Below are 21,962 nucleotides of genomic sequence, written 5' to 3'. Positions count from 1 at the left end.
TTCACGACTTTTCATCCGTACTGTCTGCGGTTCTCCTGTTATACTTTGGGTAAGAAAAAAAGTTTACCGCCCACGCAGCGCTGCGTGGGCGGTATTTTTTATGCTCGCTTAAAACTTGAGGGCATTGGTTTGCGTGGCCGTATCTGTCCGTTAATCGCACCGTTCCAGCTTTTTAGCTTTTGCAAAGAACAACCAGAGCAGTGCCGTGCATCCCACCATGCAGGCAGGCATGATGAGGAAGGAGGTCCGGTAGCCGATGGCATCCACCAAGCTGCCAAATACGGCATTGAAGAGGATATCCGCCAGCGAAGCCACACTCAGCACCAGACCCGATGCAGAGGAAGCTGCGTGACTAGGCCAGTATCGCGGGATCAGCATGACAAGGGTCGGATACAGGATGGAAAACAGCAGACCGCTGACTGCCAGGAGCCACAGACCCGGTGCACCCAGCAGAACACCTGCGGTGTACAGAACCGCAGCGCTTGTGGCGAAGAGCCGCAGGCAGCGGTAGATGCCCAGCTTATCCACCAGACTGCTCAGCACCAGACGCCCCACCATCACACAGCCGAAGAAAACAGCGGTAAAGTTTGCCGCCTGTCCCATGGGCACTTCCAGTGCATTGGTAGCATAGCTCACCAGCCAGTTCATAATGCCATGTTCTGCAATGAAATACAGGCCGATGATCAGCACCAACGACAGAAATGCCGGACAGCTCATGATCTCCTTGGGCGATACCTTCCCCTCCGTTTTGTGCTCCTGCACTTCCGGCATGGGGAACAGCACGAACAGCACCATGGCCACTGCGCCAATGGCCAGCAGTCCCCATGCCACGGTGTGCCAGCTGGAAATATCCGTAGCCCAGTTGCCAATGATGCTCTGGCTGCCGCTGGTGCCAATGCCCTGAATGAAGAACAGGAAGTTCACAAAAAAGCCGGGCGCAACGGCAAACATACCGGTCGTGATCAGGTTCATGTTGGTGTTCAGCAGTGTGGATGTGCCCATGGCAAAAAACATTCCCACAAGCAGCAGCAGATAGGAGTCCGTAGTGGCAAACAGCAGCATGGCTGCGCTCCACAAAAAGGTATACAGCAGCATGGCCTTGCGGCGGCCCAGAATATCCACCCCGAAGCCGCCGACGGCCAGAAACACGAGGTTGCCGATGTAGCTTACGGTGACGATCTGGGACAACTGGGCGGTACTCAGCTGGAAGTGGGCAGAGAAGATCGTGGAAAAAATGCCCCGCATGGCATCGTTCGCGCCCAGACCCACCATCAGGATCAGGAACGCGGCAAACGTGATGATGTTCTTTTTCTTGTTCATTGGTTTGTCCCTCAAAAAAAGCCGCCGCCCGGCCCGACCCGGCAAAAGGGGCCAGCGCCGATGCGGCGGCTTGCTCATTATTGATAGGCGGCTCAGCCCAGTTCGATGCTTTGGTACTCCGGGGCGGCAGCCTCAGCAGTCAGACCCATGGTCTGCACGTTAGTGCAGTTCTGAGTAAGAAGCGCCTGTGCGAAGTCCGAACGGTCCTCGCCCGCAAAGCCCAGCGTGGAGTTCCGGACGGTGACGCCATCTACCCAGCGCAGGAACATGGCTGCACTCTTCTGATGCAGCATGCCTTCCTTTTCAGGCGGAATGGGACGCAGATCGTACATTCCGCGCTCCCACTTGCTGGTAGCTTCCAGACAGACGTTGACATTTTCAAACAGAACGTTCTTGATGTGATTCTCCTCGTTGCCAGAGAGGAACACACCGTTCTCACCCTTGCAGGTGACGTTGAAGAAGCGGACATTCTCGATGCTGCCGCTGTGGGTGTTGGCGTTCCGGTCGTGGGTCGTCATCACGATAGGCTCCGCGCTGCCCCACCAGCACTCGGCAAAGCGGCGGGTCTCGATCATGATGTTGGAGAAGCTCACGTTCCGCACACAGCCGCCGTCGCGAATCTGGATGGACAGACCCCGGTTGCTTCCAGTGATGATGCAGTTATCCACCAGAATATTCTCGAAATCTGCCACGCCCTCTGTGCCGATCTTGATCGCGGCACTGGTAGAGGTCAGCGTGCAGTTGGAGATGATGACGTTCTTGGTGGGGCCGTACTCGTTGTTGCCTGCTGTGGTCTTGAGGCAGATGCAGTCATCTGCACACTGGACATGGCAGCCGATGATCCGCACATTGGTGGAGTGATCCGGATCGATACCGTCGGAGTTGGTGCAGTCCAGCGGGTTCAGCACCCGGATGTTGGAGATCAGCACATCGTTGCATCCGGCAGGGTGCAGCGTCCAGAACGGAGAATTCTGCAGTGTCACGTCATGGAACGAGATGTGGTTGCAGTGCTCCACATACACCATGGTGGGACGGGGGTAGAAATCGCCGTTGAAGTAGTAACGGCTTGCCCGCTTCATAAAGGCATAAACATTGCCGTCCACTGCGCCCTGACCCGTGATGGAGAAGTTGTCTGCATCCTTGGCGTGAATAAAGGTGTAAGCCGGTTTTGCCACCGGACGATCCACGGCCTTTGCGCCGGAAACTGCTGCCACGGAAGCATCATCGCCGTTGGGGTTGAAATAGGTGGAGATATCGGAGTGCGCTTTCAGAAGGGCGCCCTGTTCCAGATGCAGCTCTACGTTGCTTTTCAGCTCGATAGAACTGGAATAGTAGGTATGACCGCCCTCCAGTACAACGCGGCCGCCGCCTGCTGCGTTGCAGGCATCAATGGCAGACTGGATTGCAGCGGCATCATTGGTTGCGCCATCGCCGACAGCGCCATACTTGGTGACTGAATAAACCATGAAAACTTGCTCCTTTTCACATTATCAGACTGCGCCGAACAGGGTGGGCAGCGCCATGGAGAACCAAGGCACATAGGCTACCAGCATCAGCGCCACGAAGATCGCGGCATAGAACGGCAGGATCGGTTTGATCATGTCCTCCATGTCCATATCTGCCACCGAGCAGCCGCTGAACAGTGAGCTGCCAACGGGCGGGGTGATGTTGCCGATACCCAGGTTCATGACCATCATGATACCGAAGTGGATGGGGTCCATACCGAAGGACTGGACAACGGGCAGGAAGATCGGGGTGAAGATCAGGACAGCCGGGGTGATGTCCATGAAGCAGCCAACCACCAGCAGGACAAGGTTGATGATGAGCAGGATGACGTACTTGTTGCTGGAAACGCTGATCAGTGCGTTGCCGATGGCGCTGGGCAGGCCGGTGAAGCTCATAACAAAGCTCATGACGTTGGAGCCGGCGATCAGGAACATGATGACAGCGGTGGTCTCGCAGGCGTCCAGCAGGATCTTGGGCAGATCCTTGATCTTGATGCTGCGGTAAACAACGATGGACAGGAACAGGGTGTAGGCAACAGCCACGGCAGCGGACTCCGTTGCCGTGAAGATGCCGGACATAACGCCGCCGACGATGATGACGATCAGCAGCAGGCTGGGGATGGCGTCCACGAAGTACTTGAAGAAAACGGAAGCCGGAACCTTACCAGCAGTGGGATAGTGGTTCTTCTTTGCAATGACATAAGCCACGACCATGCAGGCCAGTGCCCACATCAGGCCGGGGATGTAGCCGGACATGATCATGCCCACCACAGAGCAGCCAGCCAGCACCGGATAGATGATCAGGATGCCGGAGGGAGGAATGATCAGACCGGTAGGTGCGGAAGCGATGTTGACGGCAGCGGCAAACTTTTTATCGTAGCCTTCCTTCTCCTCCATGGGGATCAGAACGCCACCGATAGCAACGGAAGCTGCAACGGAGGAACCGGACAGAGAGCCGAACAGCGTGTTGCCCAGAATATTGGTGTGTGCCAGACCACCGGGGATGCGGCCGACCAGAATTTTTGCGAAATCGATCAGTTTCTGTGCAATGCCGCCGGTGTTCATCAGAACACCGCAGAGGATGTAGAACGGGACAGCCAGCAGCGAGAAGCTGTCAACGCCGCCCACCATGCGCTGGCTGGCAACGAAAGTGCCCAGATCCAGAGACAGGGTGGAGGCCATGGTCACGACCGACGAAATGATGATACTGACCGAGACCGGGACGCTCAGCGCCAGCAGCGAGAAGCTGTCAACGCCGCCCACCATGCGCTGGCTGGCAACGAAAGTGCCCAGATCCAGAGACAGGGTGGAGGCCATGGTCACGACCGACGAAATGATGATACTGACCGAGACCGGGACGCTCAGCGCCAGCAGCAGCGCAAACGTGCCGATCAGGAGCAGACCGACTTGAAAAGTACCCATTTTAGGTTCGTCCTCCTTTTTTATGCTTCTTTGGCAGACTCTGCCTTGGGGCCCTGCTTCATATCGCGCAGATCCTCACCGATGAAGATGAGCGCGTAGAAGATGAACAGGATGGCACCCACAGGGATGCTGGCGTAGATCAGGGGCATGGGCAGCTGCAGCGCGGCGCTCAGCTGATCCGCAGCGGTGTTGACAAGGCGCGTGCCGCCGCCGATCATGACAACAACGCAGAACAGGATGACCATAGCCTGCACAAAGATATCCAGGATCTTCTGGCCCTTGAAGGACAGACGCTTGCTCAGCGCGGTGATTGCCAGATGCTTGCGGCGGCCGTATGCGTAAGCACCGCCCACCATGGTCACCCAGATCAGCAGATAACGCAGCGCTTCTTCGGTCACGGTGCTGGGGTTGTTCAGGATGTAGCGGGTGATGACCTGCCAGCAGACAGCAATGACCATGACACCCATGATAATGGTGCTGAGGACCTGAATGATCTTATCGATCAGGCCGCGGAATTTAACGATCAACATGGTATGCTTCCCTCCTCATCAAGCCTGTACATAGGACAGGAAGTCCTCGTAATAACGGGCATTGTCGGCGCTCTCGGCACAGAACTCGTCGCGCAGGGACTGGGTAGCCTCGATAAAGGCCGTCTTGTCGATTGTGTAGAACTGGACGCCCATCTCCTTGGCACCGTCAATGTTCTCCTGCACCAGATCCTGCCATACGGCCTCGTGTGCTTCGTTGCCCTGGGTCATGCCGTTTATGATGGCGCTCTGCTCGGTCTCGTCCAGGCTTTCCCAAGTCTCGGTGGAGATGATCACGATATCGGGTACCATCTGGTGCTGGGTGTAGGTGTAGCTCTTGCAGACTTCACCGTGGCCGTCCTGCACCAGAACTGTCTCGTTGTTCTCTGCGCCGTCAATAATGCCCTGCTGCAGACCGGTGTAGGTCTCGCCGCCGGACATGGGCGTTGCACTGCCGCCCATGGCACGAATCATGGCAATGGACGTGGGGCTGTCCTGGGTGCGGATCTTCAGACCCTTCAGGTCTGCGGGGCCTTCACAGGGGCCGTCTTTGGTGGTGTAGATGCTGCGGGAGCCGGAATCGAACCAGCCGATGGCAAAGAAGCCCTGATCGTAGGTGCTCTTGAAGATCTCCTGCACCGCTTCGCTCTGGTTCATAACGGCAAAATACTGCTCGCTGCTCTCGAACACATACGGCATCGAGAAGATGGCGTATGCGCTGTTGAACTGCTCCATGCTGGAAGCAGAGACCTTTGCAATATCCAGAACGCCGGCCTTGACCAGCTGGATCATTGCTGCGTTGTCGCCCAGCTGACCATTGGGGTAAATGCTGAAGGTCAGGTCGGATTCAGCAGAAGCAACTTCCGCCATCTTCTTCAGTCCAACGTTGACCGGGTGCACTTCGCTATGGCCGTGTGCCACCAGCAGATGCTTGGAGCTCGGGCCGTTTGAAACCGAGCCGCTGCATCCGGTGAGCGACAGGCTTGCGCCTACGGCAGCAAGACCTGCAGCAGCCAGAAAGCTGCGGCGAGTAATACGTCTTGTTCCTATCATGATTGACATCTCCAGTTTTCTTTGTTTGATTAACTGCGTACAAAACCGGTTTTGATCTCCTGTCAGTCAGAGTGAAATTTATCCCTTCCGCAAAGGGCTTCAGGCTGCGCGATCCCTACCATTTCCGCTCTGCCATGTGCAACAGGCTTTCCGTCAATAAAAATAGCGCAAACCCGTTGTAATGTACAGGCCTTTTTTGGCTAAAACCTTGCATTTCTTGGTGTAATCAGGTCTTTTTTGCAAAATTATTGTCATTTGTTGGTCAAAATATTGCATATATTGGTACATCGTGTTATGATGAACTAGCCCAAAAGAATTTTTTGACCGGAGGTATTTTTCTGTGAAATTCATCAAAACCGATAAACATTACATGGCCGAGCCGGATTTTGAGATCGACCATTACAAGGACGCCAGCTATCCCCCGATCGCTTCTCATTACCATGAGTTCTATGAAATTTATCTCTTTGTCAGCGGAAATGCGGATTTTGTTGTCCACGACAAAATGTTCCGGCTCAAACCGGGAGACCTGCTGATCATCCCACCTGCCATTATGCACCATCCCATCTTCCGGGACTTTGAGATCCCCTATGAGCGGTATGTGTTGTGGCTCAGTCCTCCGGCTTTTGATACCATGAAAAAGATCGACCCGGACATCGATTACTTTCTCCGTCCGGGTCATGCAAAAACATTTTTGATTCGGGATAGCGTGGACAGTTCCCGCGCCCGGTTCGGGCAGTTTGAAGCCCTGACCCACGCTTACCGGGAGGAAAGCCTGTGTTACCACAGTGAGGGCATGGCCGATATTCTCCGCATCTTGATCGGCATCAACCGTTCCTTATATAATCGGGAACACGTTTTTGCCAAGGCGCAGAAACCAAGCATCCTGAGCAACGCCCTGCATTATATCGATTTGAACCTCAGCGGCGATCTTTCACTGGACACGGTGGCAAAGGCGCTTTTCATTGATAAATACAATTTTTCCCACATGTTCAAGCAGAATATGCAGATCAGCTTTTACCAGTATGTCATCCAGCAGCGGCTGCTGGAAGCCAAACGGCTGCTCATGAAAAAAGAGCCGATTTCTTCCATCCCGGCCAAATGCGGTTTTTCTGATTATAACGCCTTTTACCGCTCCTTCAAAAAGAATTACGGTGTCAATCCGCGCGAATATGTCGCTTACCACATAAAGGCCATCCACGGTGAAGTTGGCGGCTTGTCTCTTGATATCGACCACCAGAGCACAGAATTCTGATAGGTTCCTCTGATTTCCGTCCTTTTTATAGAATTACAGCCTTTTTCTTCTTGGCGGCAGCAGACGGCCTTGCCGTTTTATCTCCACCGACTTAGCGGCATTGATTTGCGTGGCTGCACACCAAAACCAAGTCCAGGTCCAGGAGGACACTACTATGATGAAACTGCTTTCCTGCCGCTACAACATGGATACCGCAATTCAACTTTTTAATGTAGCAGCTACATCGTTGGATTGCGTATCGCCAATATACTATTTATATGTTGCACTGATTTTTATCTCGTTACGGTTTCGCAATAAGACCAAAGTGGTGGGTATCACGATGATCCCCCACCACTTTAGCCAAGTAAATTTTTACTTTTGAATCGTAAAACGGAACGAGGTTTCCTTCTCCACCGCAAAGCAGTCGTCTGCATGGGGCTTTGCACCCCAGCTATTATCGCCGCCAACGCCGCGCTGGAAGGCAGCGCAGCGGACGACCGTCTTATTGTCATCCCGGGGCAGCTCATAGAGATGGCGGGCATTTTCCAGCTCATGGGGCGTATAGGGCAGTGCCGAGAAGGTCATGCTGTCCCCTGCAAAGCAGATGCCCGGAATGGCTCCGGTCAGGTCTGCGCGGTACACACCGGTGCGGCTGCCGCATTCCTGCGGGTAGACGGGGCTGTTCTGGGCAAAGTCCTGCCGGACATTGTAGCTCCAAGCGCCCATTTTGCCGCCTGCGGTGCGGTCGGCGGTGGTCTCCCGGGGGCCAAGACCCAGATAGGAGACCTCCGTCAGTTCCCGGCGCAGCGGGAAGAGCAGACCGAACTCCGGCAGTTCAGTGCGCGCGCCCTGCCATGTCATGGTGATGTCGCAGCGGCCTGCGCTGTCGATGGCAAAATCAATGGGCAGCGTCTGCCCATTTGGCAGAGTGTAGTTTGCGCGGACGGTGACAAATTCGCCCTTTGTTTTGGCGGTCAGGTTATCGCAGCGGGCGTAGAGACCGGCGGTTTTCCAGAAGGCAAATGTAAAAGGTTCTGCGCAGCCCTCGTCGTTGTTGGTAGGCGCACGCCAGAAGTTGGGACGCACGGTATCGTCCAGCAGCTGCACACCGTTATAGCGGATGGACACAAGGCCCTTGCCGCGGCCAAAGATATACTCGAAGCCATCGCCCTTTACGCCGATGTTGCAGTCCATCTCCACCAGCTGCGGGGCGGGCAGGGTCAGCCGAGCTTCGGCATGGTTGTGCCATACCTGCCCAAAAGCGGCTTCATAGCCCGCCGGGATGCCGGGCAGTGCAGCCCGCTGGATGGCGGTAACGGTCATGCAGGCAAGCCCTGTCTCCGGCAGAGGGAACGGGAACGCGATGTGCGCAGTCTTGCCGGGTGCGCAGTCTGCCCGCAGCACCGCGCGGCGTTCCGGCTTGCCGTTGACCGAAGATGCAAACACAAGGTCGTAGGCGTTCAGGTCGGTAAAGAGATTCCGGTTTTCAATCACGGCTTCGGTGTCGGTCAGGGTGATCTTCAGCGGTGCATAGGCCGCCTTGACTGCGTCCATTTTGGGAGTGTTACGGCGGTCGGGCAGCACAAGGCCGTCCACGCAGAATTCCCGGTCGGTGGGGCGGTCGCCAAAGTCGCCGCCGTAGGCAAAGCCGGGCTTTCCGTCCGGACCCGTCACGGCGATGCCGTGGTCCATATACTCCCAGATAAACCCGCCCTGATACAGCGGCTCTTCGTAGGCATACTCGGTGTAGTCGGTGATGCCGCCGCAGCTGTTGCCCATGGCGTGGCTGTACTCGCACATGATAAAAGGCTTTTCCGGGTGCTCTGCCAGAAACTTTTTGATGTCTGCCACCGGGGTATACATCTGGCTTTCCATATCGGAGGTGGCGGGGTATTCCCGGTTCCAGAAAATACCCTCGTAGTGCACAAGGCGGCTGGGGTCGGTGCGGCGGAAGTATTCGCTCATCTCCCACAGGGTCTTGCCGCCGTGGCTCTCGTTGCCGCAAGACCAGATGAGGATGGCCGGGTGGTTTTTGTCCCGTTCCAGCATCGCTTCGGCGCGGGCAAGCACATTTTCCCGCCACTCCGGGCGCGCACCGGGCAGCGTCCACTCGTCCGAGCCGTCCGCGCCCAGCTTCTGCCATGTGCCGTGGGTCTCCAGATTCGTCTCCCCGATGACGTACAGGCCATATTCATCGCAGAGTTGCAGAAAATACGGGTCGTCCGGGTAGTGGCTGGTGCGCACGGCGTTCACGTTGTGGGCCTTCAGGTTTTTCACGTCCCACAGCATCTCTTCCCGGCTGACCGTGCGCCCGGTGCGGCAGCTCCACTCGTGGCGGTTGACGCCCTTGAACACGATGCGCTTGCCGTTCAAAAGCATCTGGCGGTCTTTCAGTTCAAATTTTCGCAGACCGACTTTCAGGCCAGTACGCTCCACGAGAGCGCCCTCGCGCAGCAGGGCAATTTCTGCTTCGTACAGGTTCGGCTGCTCGGCACTCCACAGGGCGGGGTCAGTCACCGCAAAGGTGAAGGAGACATCCTGCACGTCCTCCTCCACATCCGGGGCAACCTCGCCCTTGCCGAACACCACGCCGCTGTCGTATTCGGCAGGCTCGCCCACCTCAGCGGACTGCTCCTGCCCATTGAACACCACCGACACCGTTCCCGCGCCGCTGACCTTGCAATCAAAGGTGACGGCAGCACTGGAAAAATCATCTGCAAAGCTCTGCTTCACAAAGACGTCCTCGAGGTGAACTTCCGGCTTTGTGAACAGCTCCACGGAGCGGAATAAGCCGCTCATGCGCCAGAAATCCTGATCTTCCAGCCAGCTGCCGGAGGAGAAACGGTACACCTGCACCGTCAGGGTATTTTCGCCGGGGTGGACGGCGGCGGTCATGTCAAATTCAGCGGGAGTGAAGGTATCCTCGGTGTAGCCGATGTAAACGCCGTTGCACCAGACGGCGGCGGCACTGTCGGCACCGTTCAGGCGCAGGTAGCAGCTTGCCCAGCTTTCCGGCAGGGTGAAGCTACGCTGATACTCCCCGATGGGGTTATAATCCTGCGGAATTTCGCCGGGGCGCAGCTTTTCGTGGCCGTCCCACGGGTACTGGGTGTTGACGTAATGGGGCGTGCCGTAGGGCTTGCCAGGCTTTTGCAGGCTCTGCATCTGGATAAAGCCGGGCACAGTCAGGGTATCCCAGTCCGTAAAGGGTGCGGTCAGGTTTTCCGCATAGCGGAAGTTCCACTCGCCATCCAAGCTGACGGTCAGGGGCATTTCCGGGCTTGTCTGGTCCGCAAAGTGGGCATGGAAGGGCAGACGGTTCTGCTGGAAAATTTCCGGGTCGGCCAGAAGTGCCGATGTGATAGGATTATTTAAAGGCATAAATGTCACCTCGCAGCATTTTCTGCTCTCATTATAGCACAGAATATAAGAAAAACAGCCGCATAAAAACGACTGTTTTTCTGGAGAGAAGCGGCATCAGTCCGCTTCGTCAAGGATCTCGGTGTCCAGCACCGTGTGCCCCTTGGGGATGTGGTACTTCACGGCGGGCAGATGTACGTTGGTGAAGTACAGGCTGGTGTTGGGGTCGCAGCCGATGACCACTGCTTCTCCCCTGCCGCGCACGGTGCAGCGCAGGGTGTCGCAATGGGCTTCGGCGGTATCGCTTTCCACGCTTTCGGCGTAGCCCGGTGCAAAATTGGGCACGGCAAAACCGCAGTCGTAGGCTTCGCAGTCGAAACTGCTGTCAATCTCATGATGGCGGCGGTGGCCGGTGGCCGTGGGGGTGATGGTAGTGGTCACCTCAATGCCGGGGAAGGGCGACCACTGCGCAGTCACAGCCCCGGCTTCAATTTCCCACGTTTTGCTCACCTTGCGTACAAACACGTTATCGTCGATGACAAAGGCCAGCATACTGTCGGGAGCCGCCTGATTGAGCACCTCCCGGCTGCGGGAGGCGCAGAAGCCAAAGCGGGTATCGTAGGCAAATTTTGCGTACTTTTCCGGGAACTGTCCGTGGCCGTGCCCCTCGTTGACACCGGCGGCATAGGCCGTTACCCGCCCCGCCCGGCGCTGCACCAGCATATTGGCGTATGGCATGGGCTTGAGCCGCTCCAATGCGGGCATGGGCGCGGCTTCGGCAGACCAGAAGGGGTGGTCATCCGGCAGAGCAAGCAACAAAAAGCTCTTCATGCCCCAGTAGGGGCTGCCGGGGGCGTTGTACCGCTCGGCCATGTACATCTGCGGGTAGCAGTAGCCGATGGTCAGGATGCCGTCCCGGTCGAACATTTTCTGCCCCAGCCACCAGTTGAAGTTGCGGACGATGAGCCCTTTCATCACCGGCAGGGGCAGCGGTTCCAGCCCTGCCCAGATGCAGGCCGCCCAGAAGCTGTTCTGGGCAAAGCGGTAGGTCAGGCTGCGGCCAAAGGGCAGCGCTGCACCATTGGCATCGAACCAGTAGACGAACTGCTGCGCGAACAGCTGGGCGCGCTGGCGGTAAAGGGCAGCACGCCGGGGGTCGGTATCTGCGGCAAATTTAGAGTACAGCAGTCCGTAATACTGGATGGCCCACGGGATGTAGTAATCCTTCTGCACCGAGGCGCCATCGGTGGACCAGCCGTCGCCGCTGTAATAGCTGTCAATTTTGCAAAGGCCGTCCTCCAGCAGCTCCGGGCTGTAAGGCATGCCCACGCTTTTCAGGGCAAGGTTTACAAGGATGCGGAAAAACTGCCAGTTGCAGTCCGGGATGGTGTGGGCGTTGATCTGCCCCAGCCATGCGGCAAGGTTCTGTTTTTCGGTGTCAGAAAGCGGGGTCCACAGCTTTTCCGGTGCGGTGAGGATGCCGCAGGCAATAGCCGCCATCTCCACATAGCACTGGTCGTACTCCCCGGTGGTGCCCCAGTATTCGGGGTTTTCCGGGTCGGTGCCGGCGGCAAGACCCTTGCGGTAGATTTTTTCAAATTCCGGCTCAGAGCCGCCACCTACCCAGAAGGGCACCAGCGCCCACAGCGGGCGGCTGAAGGCTTCCAGCTCAATGGCATTTTGGTTGTAGGTCACACCCGTCTCGCCCAGATGCAGCCGGGCACAGCCTGCGGAATAATAAGGCTTGAGCGGGTCGAGAAATTTGTGCATCAGTGCGGTAAAATCCGCTTTGGTCTGCAAGTTCATCACCAGTACATCTCCCAGTCTTTGGTCAGGCGGGTCAGCGCCTCCATGTAAAAATAATCGCCCCAGCTCGTACATTCATCCACGCCCTCCGGGGTGCAGGTGTTGTAGGGGCTTTTTTTGCTGTAAGTGCCGTGCAGCAGCTGGCCGGAGCCGAGGGTGCCGGGCTTTACTGCATAATTTGTGGCAAGGCTGGCCAGCATCTGCCGCGCCAGCGTGCGCCACTGGGCAGCTTCTGTTTCGTCCACATACTTGGCTGCTTCCAGCAGGCCGCAGGCCACGATGGCCGCAGAGGAGGAATCCCGGGGTTCGCCGCTTTCCGGGGCAAAGAGCATATCCCAGCAGGGGATCATATCCTCCGGCAGGCGGGAAAGGTAAAACGCCAGCGCTTTGCGGAACACATCCAAAAACTTTTCATCGTGGGTGTAGGTGTAGCCAATGGCGCTGCCGTACACGCCCCACGCCTGTCCCCGTGCCCAGAAGCTGTCATCCTTATAGCCCTGACAGGTGCGGCCGCCCTTGGGGGTGCCGTCCGGGTTCATAAAGAAGGTGTGGTAGGTGCTGCCGTCCGGCCGGAAGGAGTTTGCCAGCGTAGTGGCGGTGTGGGCGGCGGCGATCTCGCGGTAGTGGTCGCTGCCGGTCACCTGCGCTGCCCAGTACAGCAGCGGCACGTTGAGCATACAGTCAATGATATAGCGGTAGTTGTCGGGGTCGTCCATGGTGCCCCATGCCTGCAAGAAGCGGCCGCTGGGCTGGTAGCGGGTCAGCAGCTGGTCGGCGGCGGCAATGGCGGCGTTTTTGCCCTTTTCGCTGCCCACCAGCTTCCATGCTGCCACGCAGGTGGGGCTGTACAAAAAGCCCATATCGTGGTGGTCCACTTCCACCTTGCGGGCAATGCGGTCCGCAAAGCTGTCCACCTGAATGAGGGCGGCGGTCTTGAATTTTTCGTCCCCGGTGGCCTCGTAGGCCAGCCAGATCTCACCGGGCCAGAAGCCGCAGGTCCACTGGTTATTGGCACAGCCGGGGTAGATATTGTTCACGCTGGAATGGTTCTGGCACTGGTAGGTGTACAGGGGCAGATTGGTCTCCACCTGCTTGCAGGCATCGGCCAGTGCCTGCCGTGCCTCGGCGTCGGTCATAGCGTGGTTCTGGTAGGTTTTCATCATGATTACTCCTTAAATCCAAACGTAGGGATCTCTGCCCACCGCTGGCGCAGAAAGTGCATACCCAGCTTGGGGCGGCGGTCCCGGGTGAACAGGCCCTTTTTGTTGCCGTCCACCCGCATGGGGCCCTGCACGGTGTCGTAGTCTGCAAAGTTCCAGACAAATTCTCCCACAAACCACGGGCGCTTGTCAAACTCTGCATCCAGACGGCGGTAGAACTCCACCTGAAATTCCTCACTGAACATCTCGGCTCCGGCGGTGTGCAACCCTGCCACGGTGTCTGCGCCGTACTCGCTCATCATCACGGGCTTGTGCTGCTCTGCCCAGAAATCCATTTCCTGATTCAGGCCATAGCAGGCAGCGTCCATGTCGCCGGAAAGGTTGTACCAGCCGTAGTAGCGGTTGATGCAGACGATATCCATGGTGCGGGTGGTGATATCCTTGGTGTAGTCATTCTGGCAGCAGACGAGGGTGACCGGGCGGTTCTGCGGGTCCAGCTGATGTGCCAGCTCATACAGCGGGTGCCAGTAATCGTAGGCATCCTGCGGGAAGTGCTCCAGATCCGGCTCGTTGCCAAGGCTCCACAGCACCACGCAGGGGTGGTTTTTGTCCCGATGGATCATCTCGGCAAGCACCTGCCGGTGATGCTCCGCAAGAGGGTATTCCTTATAAGGGTTCACCGCCGCCCCGCCGCCGATGCCCACCGCCGGAGTCTCGTCCATGACCAGAATGCCCTCCCGGTCGCACAGGTCGTAGAACTCCTCAGCGTAGGGGTAGTGGCTGGTACGCACCGCGTTGGCGTTTGCCCAGTGGATCAGATTCACGTCCTTCACGTTCAGCACCGGGTCAAAGCCGCGGCCGTGGGCGGTAAAGTCCTCGTGCTTGCAAAAGCCCTTGAAATAGAGCGGTTTTCCGTTCAAAAGCACCCGTGTGCCCCGCGCCTCAATGCTGCGCACGCCAAAGGTCTGGTCGTAGACGTCTGCCCCGCAGGTGATGTGCAGGGTATACAGGTAGGGCGTGCCGGGTCTGGGCTCCCAGAGATGCACCTCCGGGATGGTGATCGTGCCTTCTGCACCCTCGGCGCTTGCAACGGCTTTGCCGTCCGCATCCAGCACCGTGACATGGGCAGGCGCGCTGCCGGTGGTTTTGACCGCGTACTGCACCGTGCCGTCCACGGCGGGCACTACGGTCACATCCTCGATATACTCTTTGGGGGTGGTGTAGAGCCACACTGGTCGGTGGATGCCCGCATAGTTGAAAAAGTCAAAGTTGGGGCGGTTCTGGGGTGCGGCGGCGCGCTTGGCAGCCTCCACACTGGGGATGCCCGCGTTGTCCGATCCAAAGAAGGCCAGCTGTCCGTCCTCGTTGCCCACAGGCAGGGTGCTGTGGTTTACCCGGTTGTCGCAGGCGACGGTCAGCAGCACCGTCTCGCCGGGGTGCAGCAGGGCGGTAACGTCTGCTTCAAAGGGGGTAAAGCCGCCCTTGTGCTGTGCGATAAGCTGGCCGTTCAGCCAGACGTTTGCCGTGTGGGTCACCGAGCCGAACCGCAGCGCCACCCGCTGCCCTGCGCAGAAGGCGGGCAGGGTGACTTTGCGCTGATACCACGCCCAGCCGTAGTGGCGGCGCAGGGCGGTGGTCTGGTCGTTCTGGTCGTTGTAGCTGGCGGGCACGGCGATGGGCTGGGCATCCGGCAGGGGCTTTGCGGGATCGAACTGGTCTTCCACGCAGCTGCCCAGCGCAAACGCCCATGTGCCGTCAAGGCTCAGCTTCAAGCGCGCTTCATTCTGTTCAGGATATAACATAACACTTTCTCTCTATTTCTGCAAAAAATGCGGGGCGCGGGTACTGCCCACGCCCCGCTTACGGGTGATTTGTTTAGCCCTTGATGCCGGTGGATGCCACGCCCTGCACAAAATACTTCTGCAGGGAGAGGAACACGATCAGCACCGGGATCAGTGCCACCACAGAGGCTGCCATGATCAGGCCGTACTCTGCGGAATACTGGGTGATGAACATACGCAGACCGATCTGGATGGTCTTGAGCTCGGTCTTAGTCAGGTAGATCAGGGGGCCAAGGAAGTCGTTCCAGGTGTTCACGAAGGTGAAGATGGTCAGGGTGGACAGGGCGGGCAGGCTGAGGGGCAGCATGATGTGCCACCAGATGCCGTACTCGCTCAGGCCATCAATGCGGGCAGCCTCACACAGCTCGGTGGGCACGCCCTCGTAGAACTGTTTCATCAGGAACACGCCGAAGGCGCTGAAGGCTTGCAGGCACATAATGGCCAGATGGGTGTTGTTCAAATGCCACGAACTCATCATCATGAACTGGGGCACCATGTAGGCCTGCCAAGGCACTGCGATGGTGGCAATGTAGCCGAGGAAGAGCGCGTTTTTGCCCTTGAACTGCATCTTTGCAAAGGCGTAGGCTGCAAAGGAGGAAGTGAACAGCTGCAACAGGGTGACCACCACGGTGATCTTGACCGTGTTTTTCACAAAGGTCAGCAGCGGGATCTGGGTCCAGATGTCCACATAGTTCTGCCAGCGGGGATTTTTGGGGATCCACTGGATGGGGAAGCCGAACACGTCCTTATTCAGCTTAAAGGAGGAGGACAGCATCCACAAAAAGGGCAGCAGCATACAAGCTGTGATGACGATGAGGAAGAAATAGATCAGGAACTTGGAGATGAAGTTGCGGCGCTTCTGAGAGGCTTCGGTCTTGATAATAGCAGCAGACATAGTTCTTCCTCCTTTCTCAGTTCTCGCCCTTGGAGCCGCGGAACTGGATGATGGTAACGATCAGCACCAGTACGAACAGCACCATGGAAATTGCACTTGCGTAGCCGTATTTCGGGGTATTGACGAAGGCCACATTATAGATGTAATACACCAGCGTCATGGTAGCAGTGCCGGGGCCGCCCTGCGTGATCATGTACATCTGGTCGTAGACCTTGAAGCCGGAGATGGTGAGCATAATGACCACAAAGAAGGTGGTGGGGCGCAGCTGCGGCAGGGTGATGTGCCAGAACTGCTGCCAGCGATTTGCGCCGTCCAGCTCGGCGGCTTCGTTCAGGTCCGGGTTGCAGCCCTGCAGGCCTGCCAGATAGATGACCATGTAGTAGCCCATGTTCTTCCATACACTGAACAGGATGACCGTGATCATAGCGGTGTCCTTACCGGCAGCCCAGCGGGGCAGGTTTTCCACCGCCACGCCAAAGAACTGGTTCAGGATCATATTGATGGGGCCCATGGAGGGGTTGAAGATCATGTTCCACACCGCTGCCACCGCCACCAGCGAGGCAACATAGGGGAAGAACGCCACGGTGCGGAAGAAGTTGCGCAACTTCACGTTCTGGTTCAGCAGCACAGCCATGGCCAGCGAGCAGGCCAGCGTAAGCGGCACGGTACCGATGACATAGACGACGGTGTTTTTCAGCGCCGCCTGAAAAATTTTATCGGTGGTGAAGAGCTTTACAAAGTTCTTCAGGCCGATAAACTCGATGGCGTGGCGGCCGTCCCATGCGCAGAAGGCCAGCGCAATGGCAAACACCATGGGCACCAGCGTAAACACGCAGAAGCCAATGAAGTTTGGCGCAATGAAGGAATACGCGATCAGAGAATCGCGGGTCGATTTTTTAAGCACTTTACGGGGAGTTTTATTCTGGACAGCAGCACTCGCCATAAAAGAGCCTCCTTTCCCGGAAGTATAACAGCTTTTCCAAAAAATGAGCGGGGCGGGCGCTTTGCATACCCGCCCCGCTCGGACAGGGCTTTTTTCCGATGCTCGTCATCGGAAAATGAATGGGGATCGAAAATGATGAAGAAGGAGAACCGCAAACCATTGCGGAAAACGCTTTATCAGCCGAGAACTGCGGGAACCTGATCGTTCATGTTCTGGATGCCCTCGTCCACGGTCTCGCTCATGGTCATAATGGCATCGTGCTCGGCGTTCAGAATGGTCTCGATATCAGATGCGTACTGGGTGTAGGGCATTTCCAGATAGACATTGCTAGTGGTCAGTGCATCCACAGAATTGCTGTCCTCGGGGAAGCCCTCGGTGGACTTGATGATCTCGGCGGTGGCAGCGGAGCCGCAAGCCGGGAAGGTGCCGGTCTTGGCAATGGCCTGTGCGCCCTCCTCGGAGACACACCAGTTGATGAAGTCGGCAGCGGTCTCTGCCTTGGGAGAATCGGCGTTGATGGCCAGACTGGTCACAGTGCCCAGCGTAGAACCAGCCTCTGCACCGGCGGGGTGCGGATACTTGACGATGCCCCAGTTGAACTTGGTCTCGGCATCCTTCATGTAAGCTTCCAGCGTGGAAATGAACCAGCTGCCCATGTTGACCATTGCGCACTGCTGGTTCTCAAAGGCTGCGGAGTAGTGCAGAGAAGAGGTCTTGAGGTAGCCGTAGTCCATGCAGATGCCGTCCTTCTGCTGAGCAATGACCATATCGTAGGTGGGCTTCATGAAGTCGTATTTGCCGTCGATGATGGTGTTCTTGCCGTCCAGAATGGAGAACAGAGAAGCGGCGGAGCGCCAGGTGTGGTAGTGGCAGCCATAGACCTTGGTGTCGCCGGAGCCGCTGGTCATCTTGCGGGCCAGAGCATCGTAATCTTCCATCGTCAGGTCATTGGAGGGATACTCCACACCGGCCTTATCGAACAGATCCTTGTTGTAGTACAGCACCCAGAAGTCGCTGCGGAAGGGCACGGCGTAGAAGTTGCCGTCATCGGTGGTCAGCTGCTCGATGGTGCCGTTGAAATCACCGGTATCGCGGGTCAGCACCTCGTTCAGGGGCTTGAGGTAGTCCAGATTGATCAGGTTTGCGTAGCCGGGGATATCCTTGACGGTCACGACATCCAGATCGGCGCTGCCGGCCAGCTGGGTAGCCAGAACGGTCATGTAATCGCTGGAGCCCAGATCCACCATCTCGATGGTCACGTCCTTGTGGCTTGCCATGTAGCCGTCGGCCATGGCCTGCCAGTAGGGGGTGGATTCCTTATCCCACACCGACCACTGCAGGGTAACAGGGCCTGCTGCTGCGGATGCAGCGGTGGAACCGGCAGTGGAGGAAGCAGCGGTGGAGCTTGCGGAAGAGCCGCCGCAGGCGCTCAGAGCAGCAGCAGCGCCGCAGGCAGCGGCAGCGGTAAGGAACGAACGACGAGAGATCTTTTTCATAAGTGTGTCCTCCTTCAGGGCAGTGTGTGTATTGCGTGCAACGGTCTCCCCCGTGCCGGGGAGCCACTCGCTTTTGTTGACACTAGGATACCGCACAAACGCAAAAACCGGAATGGAAAAATTCCGGGAAGAGTTGCAGTTTTTCTGTATCTTTTAAAAAAAGATGCACTTTCTTACACTGGAGTCTGCACTTTCTTGTTCTCTTGCACAGTTTACATCCATGGCACAAGAAAAAAGCGTATAAAGTACACAATTTTCATGAAAAAAGTCGTTGACAAACCGCGCCGGAATCAGTACTGTATAAAGGAAAGAATGCAAAATATTACCGGAAAGGAGGCTCCGCTATGAAGAGCAGCCATCGTTTCCCGCTGCGGCGGCAGATCGTGTGGGGGATGCGCTTTTTTACCATCCTTACCTCGCTGGCCGTGGGCGCGGCGCTGTTCACCCTCTCCAACCAATATGTGCGCGCCAACTCCTTGCAGGCGGCAGAGTTCAACCTGCGGCTGGTGGCTACCTCCATCGAGACCAGTCTGGACAGCGCCGATGCTCTTTTGAACTGGGCTTCCATCGACAGCACCGTGCGGCGGTACATCTCGCAGGAAAATATCAACGGCACCCAGACCATTGCCGCCTACGAAGCCGTGCAGGAAAAATACTATTCCAGCACCCTGTACAGCCATATCCTCCGCTTTTTTATTACCAATGAAAACGACCGGCATTTGCAGTTCGGCACGCTGAACTCCTCGGCGGCGCTCAACCGCACCAGCATAAAGCAGTTTCTCCCCAAGGGGTACGGGATGCAGTTCACCACCGACCCGCTGCTGCCCGGCAGTCCGGACTGCATCGCCCTCAGCCAGCCTGTCCGCTGCGGCAAGGGCACCTTGCACCGGGGCAGCACCTACCTTGCGCTGGACACCGCCATTATCACCGACCCGGCTGCGGGCTACAACCTGACCGACGGCAGCGCGTTGTACTGGGAAATGGGCAGCCGCCTGTGGCAGATCGAAAACGGCAGCCTGACCGAGACCGAGAACCCGCTGCGGGAGGTGGACTACACCCTGCGCACCGGCAGCAATAACGGCGTGACCGAGCAGACCGCATGGCAGGGCAAGGTGCGGCTGGACGGCCAGAAGTATTATGTAGTCAAGGTAACACTGAACGGCCGCAGCGCGGCGCTGGTGCAGCTTTTGCCCGCAAATACCTTTTTGCTGCACTACGGCGTGTACCTGTGGCTCATCACCCTTGGCATTGCCATCATCTGGGGACTGAGCTTTTTGATGCAGCACTGGCTGGAGTGGGTCATCACCCGCCCGGTGGAGGCGCTGCAAAAGCGCATCGAGACCGTGGGCAGCGGCAACTTTGCCCCGGACCGCACGGTGGAGTGGAACAACGAGCTGGGCGACATCGGCCGGGGCATCAACCAGCTGGCTGAAAACGTGGACAGCCTGATGACCCGCCGGGTGGAGGACGAGCGCCGCAAGCAGGAGCTGGAATACCGGATGCTGCAAAACGAGGTGAACCCGCACTTTATCTACAACACCCTCAACAGCATCCGCTGGATGGCTACCATCCAGCACGCGCCCGGCATTGCCGAGATGGTCACCGCCTTTGCGCGGCTGACCAAGAGCATCTCCAAGGGCACCCAGAAGCTGGTGCCTTTGCAGGAGGAGCTGGCGCTGCTCAACGATTACTTTACCATCCAGCAATACCGCTACGGCGGCGACTTGGAAATTGAGGTCTCCCGCATTGAAAGCGAGACCCTTTGCCGGGACTGCATGATCCCCCGGTTCACCTTGCAGCCGCTGGTGGAAAACGCCATCTTCCACGGGCTGGAGCCAAAGGGCGGCCACGGCAGCGTGCTGCTGGATATCTCCACCGACCCGGATACCGGAGACGTACTGCTGCGCATTACCGATGACGGCGTGGGCATGCCGCCGGAGCAGGTGGCGCATCTTCTGGACGAGCCCGCCGAGGGTGCCGAAAAGGCTGAAAAGTTCCGTCATGTCGGCCTGTGGAACGTGAACCGCCGCATCCGGTATTCCTTTGGCGAGGGCTACGGCCTGACCATTGAAAGCGAAGAGGACGTGGGCACCGAGGTCACCATCCGGCTGCCCTATCAACAGAAAGGAGACAGCCATGCTGCGGATATTACTGGTGGATGATGAGCCGCTGGTGCTTATCGGCCTGCAGGGGATGCTGGAATGGGAAAAGCTGGGCTATACGGTCTGCGGCACCGCCCGCAACGGCAAGCTGGCGCTGGAACTCATTGAGCGGGAGAAGCCGGATATCGTCATTGCCGACGTAAAAATGCCGGTGATGGACGGGCTTACCCTTGCCCGCACCTGCCGGGAACGCAGCGCCTTGCCCGCCTTTATCATGCTGACCAGCTTTGAAGAATTTGGTTACATCAAGCAGGCCATGGGTGCCGGGGTGGTGGATTATCTGGTCAAGCTGGACCTGACCCCCGAGAACCTGCAAACCGCCCTTGCCAAGGCCGCCGAAAAGGTAAAAAAGGAGCGCGCTTTGCTGGGCGAATTGTCGGCACAGGAAAACCTTGCTGAGAGTGTGCGCAGCTATCAGGAGCGTTTTTTCGTGCGGCTGTACGCCGGGCTGTTCCCGGACGAAGCCGCATTGGAGCAGCCTTTGCAGCACATGGAGCTGAACCTTGCAAGCGACGCCTATCTTGTAGCCAGCTGCGAGATCATCGCCAACACCGCCCTTACCCCCGCCCAGCAGCTGAAGCTGAGTTTTTCCTGCGGGCGGATGCTGGAGACCACCCTGCAAAACTACCTGCCCTGCTATGTGACCGGGGCGGATGCCATGCGCTGCAATGTGCTGTTCTGCCTGACCGATGCCCAGTGCCAGAACTACCGGACGGTGCTGCGCCCACTGCTGGAACGCGCCAGCCAAATTCTATACAACTATTTCACGGTACGGCTGCTCTGGGCGGTAGGTCGTCCCACCGGCTCCCTGCTGGGGCTGGCGCGCTGCTGCCGGGAAAACGCCCATTTGCAGCCCCTGCTCACGGTGGAGCAGCCCATCCAGTTCGTGGAGGTCAACGAGGGCGACGCCACCGCCGGGAAGATGCAGGTGGTGGCACAGGTGCAGGAGTACATCCAGAGCCACCTTTCCGAGCGGCTGACGCTGGCCGATGTGGCGGCTGTATTCAATTTTTCGCCCAACTACCTCAGCCAGCTGTTTGGCAAATACGGCGACAGCGGCTTTGTGGAGTACATTACCGAAACCCGCATCGCTGCGGCGAAGGAGATGCTGGAACAGGGCGATTTGAAAGTATACGAGATCGCTGAGAAACTGGGGTACGAAAGCGCCTTTTATTTTTCCAAGGTGTTCAAAAAGGTCACGGGGCTCAGCCCGCGGGAATACCAGCAAAGTATTTGAAATC

General features: G+C 57.6%; 16 protein-coding genes. 4 read left to right on the top strand and 12 right to left on the bottom strand.

The features are described 5' to 3' along the window. Positions 1-150 precede the first annotated feature (150 nt). The 5 genes from MTP43_RS05285 to MTP43_RS05265 all read right to left on the bottom strand — a co-directional run bounded on the left by MTP43_RS05285 (position 151) and on the right by MTP43_RS05265 (position 5,827). The gene (locus MTP43_RS05285) at positions 151-1,320 is read right to left on the bottom strand and encodes an MFS transporter (protein ID WP_015538158.1); all 1,170 of its coding nucleotides are present in this window, start codon (positions 1,318-1,320) and stop codon (positions 151-153) included. A 92-nt stretch (positions 1,321-1,412) separates the two neighbouring features. Beyond that, the gene (locus MTP43_RS05280) at positions 1,413-2,786 is read right to left on the bottom strand and encodes a glycoside hydrolase family 28 protein (protein WP_249235145.1); all 1,374 of its coding nucleotides are present in this window, start codon (positions 2,784-2,786) and stop codon (positions 1,413-1,415) included. 24 nt (positions 2,787-2,810) lie between these two features. Further along, on the bottom strand, positions 2,811-4,247 hold the full coding sequence (locus MTP43_RS05275; protein ID WP_442900595.1) for a TRAP transporter large permease: 1,437 nt from the start codon (positions 4,245-4,247) through the stop codon (positions 2,811-2,813). Positions 4,248-4,267: 20 nt separating this feature from the next. Then, positions 4,268-4,777 carry a TRAP transporter small permease gene (locus MTP43_RS05270; RefSeq protein WP_117526542.1) on the bottom strand — a complete coding sequence of 170 codons (510 nt, stop codon included), beginning with the start codon at positions 4,775-4,777 and terminating at the stop codon, positions 4,268-4,270. An 18-nt stretch (positions 4,778-4,795) separates the two neighbouring features. Further along, positions 4,796-5,827 (bottom strand): TRAP transporter substrate-binding protein, encoded by a 1,032-nt coding sequence (locus tag MTP43_RS05265; protein WP_223474183.1) that lies wholly within the window; start codon positions 5,825-5,827, stop codon positions 4,796-4,798. A 340-nt stretch (positions 5,828-6,167) separates the two neighbouring features. Here MTP43_RS05265 and MTP43_RS05260 point away from each other — a divergent pair, with 340 nt between their 5' ends. Both MTP43_RS05260 and MTP43_RS05255 read left to right on the top strand, forming a co-directional pair. Next, positions 6,168-7,079 (top strand): helix-turn-helix transcriptional regulator, encoded by a 912-nt coding sequence (locus MTP43_RS05260; RefSeq protein ID WP_117526544.1) that lies wholly within the window; start codon positions 6,168-6,170, stop codon positions 7,077-7,079. Between the two features lie 154 nt (positions 7,080-7,233). Then, positions 7,234-7,440: a hypothetical protein gene (locus MTP43_RS05255; protein WP_117526546.1), complete on the top strand. Its 207-nt coding sequence runs from the start codon at positions 7,234-7,236 to the stop codon at positions 7,438-7,440. Here MTP43_RS05255 and MTP43_RS05250 read toward each other — a convergent pair. The 7 genes from MTP43_RS05250 to MTP43_RS05220 form a co-directional block, all read right to left on the bottom strand. Beyond that, on the bottom strand, positions 7,431-10,439 hold the full coding sequence (locus MTP43_RS05250; RefSeq protein ID WP_249235144.1) for a glycoside hydrolase family 2 TIM barrel-domain containing protein: 3,009 nt from the start codon (positions 10,437-10,439) through the stop codon (positions 7,431-7,433). The genes MTP43_RS05255 and MTP43_RS05250 overlap by 10 nt on opposite strands. A 96-nt stretch (positions 10,440-10,535) precedes the next feature. Next, a complete protein-coding gene (locus MTP43_RS05245; RefSeq protein WP_005920174.1) occupies positions 10,536-12,224 on the bottom strand; it encodes a DUF2264 domain-containing protein in 1,689 nt (562 codons plus the stop codon). Then, positions 12,224-13,387 carry a glycoside hydrolase family 88 protein gene (locus MTP43_RS05240; RefSeq protein WP_154265872.1) on the bottom strand — a complete coding sequence of 388 codons (1,164 nt, stop codon included), beginning with the start codon at positions 13,385-13,387 and terminating at the stop codon, positions 12,224-12,226. Before MTP43_RS05240 ends, MTP43_RS05245 begins: the two co-directional genes overlap by 1 nt. Before the next feature lie 2 nt (positions 13,388-13,389). Continuing rightward, positions 13,390-15,186, bottom strand: a complete 1,797-nt coding sequence (uidA, locus tag MTP43_RS05235) for a beta-glucuronidase (RefSeq protein WP_097786000.1) — start codon at positions 15,184-15,186, stop codon at positions 13,390-13,392. A 73-nt stretch (positions 15,187-15,259) separates the two neighbouring features. Continuing rightward, positions 15,260-16,120 carry a carbohydrate ABC transporter permease gene (locus MTP43_RS05230; RefSeq protein ID WP_005920167.1) on the bottom strand — a complete coding sequence of 287 codons (861 nt, stop codon included), beginning with the start codon at positions 16,118-16,120 and terminating at the stop codon, positions 15,260-15,262. A gap of 16 nt (positions 16,121-16,136) precedes the next feature. After that, complete coding sequence (locus MTP43_RS05225) at positions 16,137-17,063, bottom strand: carbohydrate ABC transporter permease (RefSeq protein WP_015538151.1); 927 nt, start codon at positions 17,061-17,063, stop codon at positions 16,137-16,139. A 176-nt stretch (positions 17,064-17,239) separates the two neighbouring features. Continuing rightward, entirely contained in the window at positions 17,240-18,559 is a 1,320-nt protein-coding gene (locus MTP43_RS05220) for an ABC transporter substrate-binding protein (protein ID WP_015538150.1), read from the bottom strand. A 344-nt stretch (positions 18,560-18,903) separates the two neighbouring features. Here MTP43_RS05220 and MTP43_RS05215 point away from each other — a divergent pair, with 344 nt between their 5' ends. Together MTP43_RS05215 and MTP43_RS05210 are read left to right on the top strand one after the other, a co-directional pair. Continuing rightward, positions 18,904-20,721, top strand: a complete 1,818-nt coding sequence (locus MTP43_RS05215) for a sensor histidine kinase (RefSeq protein ID WP_015538149.1) — start codon at positions 18,904-18,906, stop codon at positions 20,719-20,721. Beyond that, positions 20,696-21,958: a response regulator transcription factor gene (locus MTP43_RS05210; RefSeq protein ID WP_015538148.1), complete on the top strand. Its 1,263-nt coding sequence runs from the start codon at positions 20,696-20,698 to the stop codon at positions 21,956-21,958. The genes MTP43_RS05215 and MTP43_RS05210 overlap by 26 nt, the downstream gene beginning before the upstream one ends. Positions 21,959-21,962 lie beyond the last annotated feature (4 nt).

This window comes from Faecalibacterium sp. IP-1-18 (genome assembly GCF_023347355.1).
GTDB lineage: Bacteria > Bacillota > Clostridia > Oscillospirales > Ruminococcaceae > Faecalibacterium > Faecalibacterium prausnitzii.
The sequence above is the reverse complement of the archived record's forward strand: the minus strand, read 5'-3'. Positions and strand labels throughout refer to the sequence as shown.

Excerpts from the sequence above, each read along its gene's own strand:
- MTP43_RS05275 (WP_442900595.1), bottom strand. The coding sequence starts at position 4,247 with ATGGGTACTTTTCAAGTCGGTCTGCTCCTGATCGGCACGTTTGCGCTG.
- MTP43_RS05240 (WP_154265872.1), bottom strand. The coding sequence starts at position 13,387 with ATGATGAAAACCTACCAGAACCACGCTATGACCGACGCCGAGGCACGG.
- MTP43_RS05285 (WP_015538158.1), bottom strand. The coding sequence starts at position 1,320 with ATGAACAAGAAAAAGAACATCATCACGTTTGCCGCGTTCCTGATCCTG.
- MTP43_RS05255 (WP_117526546.1), top strand. The coding sequence starts at position 7,234 with ATGATGAAACTGCTTTCCTGCCGCTACAACATGGATACCGCAATTCAA.
- MTP43_RS05265 (WP_223474183.1), bottom strand. The coding sequence starts at position 5,827 with ATGATAGGAACAAGACGTATTACTCGCCGCAGCTTTCTGGCTGCTGCA.
- MTP43_RS05225 (WP_015538151.1), bottom strand. The coding sequence starts at position 17,063 with ATGGCGAGTGCTGCTGTCCAGAATAAAACTCCCCGTAAAGTGCTTAAA.
- MTP43_RS05210 (WP_015538148.1), top strand. The coding sequence starts at position 20,696 with ATGCTGCGGATATTACTGGTGGATGATGAGCCGCTGGTGCTTATCGGC.
- MTP43_RS05220 (WP_015538150.1), bottom strand. The coding sequence starts at position 18,559 with ATGAAAAAGATCTCTCGTCGTTCGTTCCTTACCGCTGCCGCTGCCTGC.
- MTP43_RS05280 (WP_249235145.1), bottom strand. The coding sequence starts at position 2,786 with ATGGTTTATTCAGTCACCAAGTATGGCGCTGTCGGCGATGGCGCAACC.
- MTP43_RS05270 (WP_117526542.1), bottom strand. The coding sequence starts at position 4,777 with ATGTTGATCGTTAAATTCCGCGGCCTGATCGATAAGATCATTCAGGTC.
- uidA (WP_097786000.1), bottom strand. The coding sequence starts at position 15,186 with ATGTTATATCCTGAACAGAATGAAGCGCGCTTGAAGCTGAGCCTTGAC.
- MTP43_RS05230 (WP_005920167.1), bottom strand. The coding sequence starts at position 16,120 with ATGTCTGCTGCTATTATCAAGACCGAAGCCTCTCAGAAGCGCCGCAAC.
- MTP43_RS05250 (WP_249235144.1), bottom strand. The coding sequence starts at position 10,439 with ATGCCTTTAAATAATCCTATCACATCGGCACTTCTGGCCGACCCGGAA.
- MTP43_RS05215 (WP_015538149.1), top strand. The coding sequence starts at position 18,904 with ATGAAGAGCAGCCATCGTTTCCCGCTGCGGCGGCAGATCGTGTGGGGG.
- MTP43_RS05245 (WP_005920174.1), bottom strand. The coding sequence starts at position 12,224 with ATGAACTTGCAGACCAAAGCGGATTTTACCGCACTGATGCACAAATTT.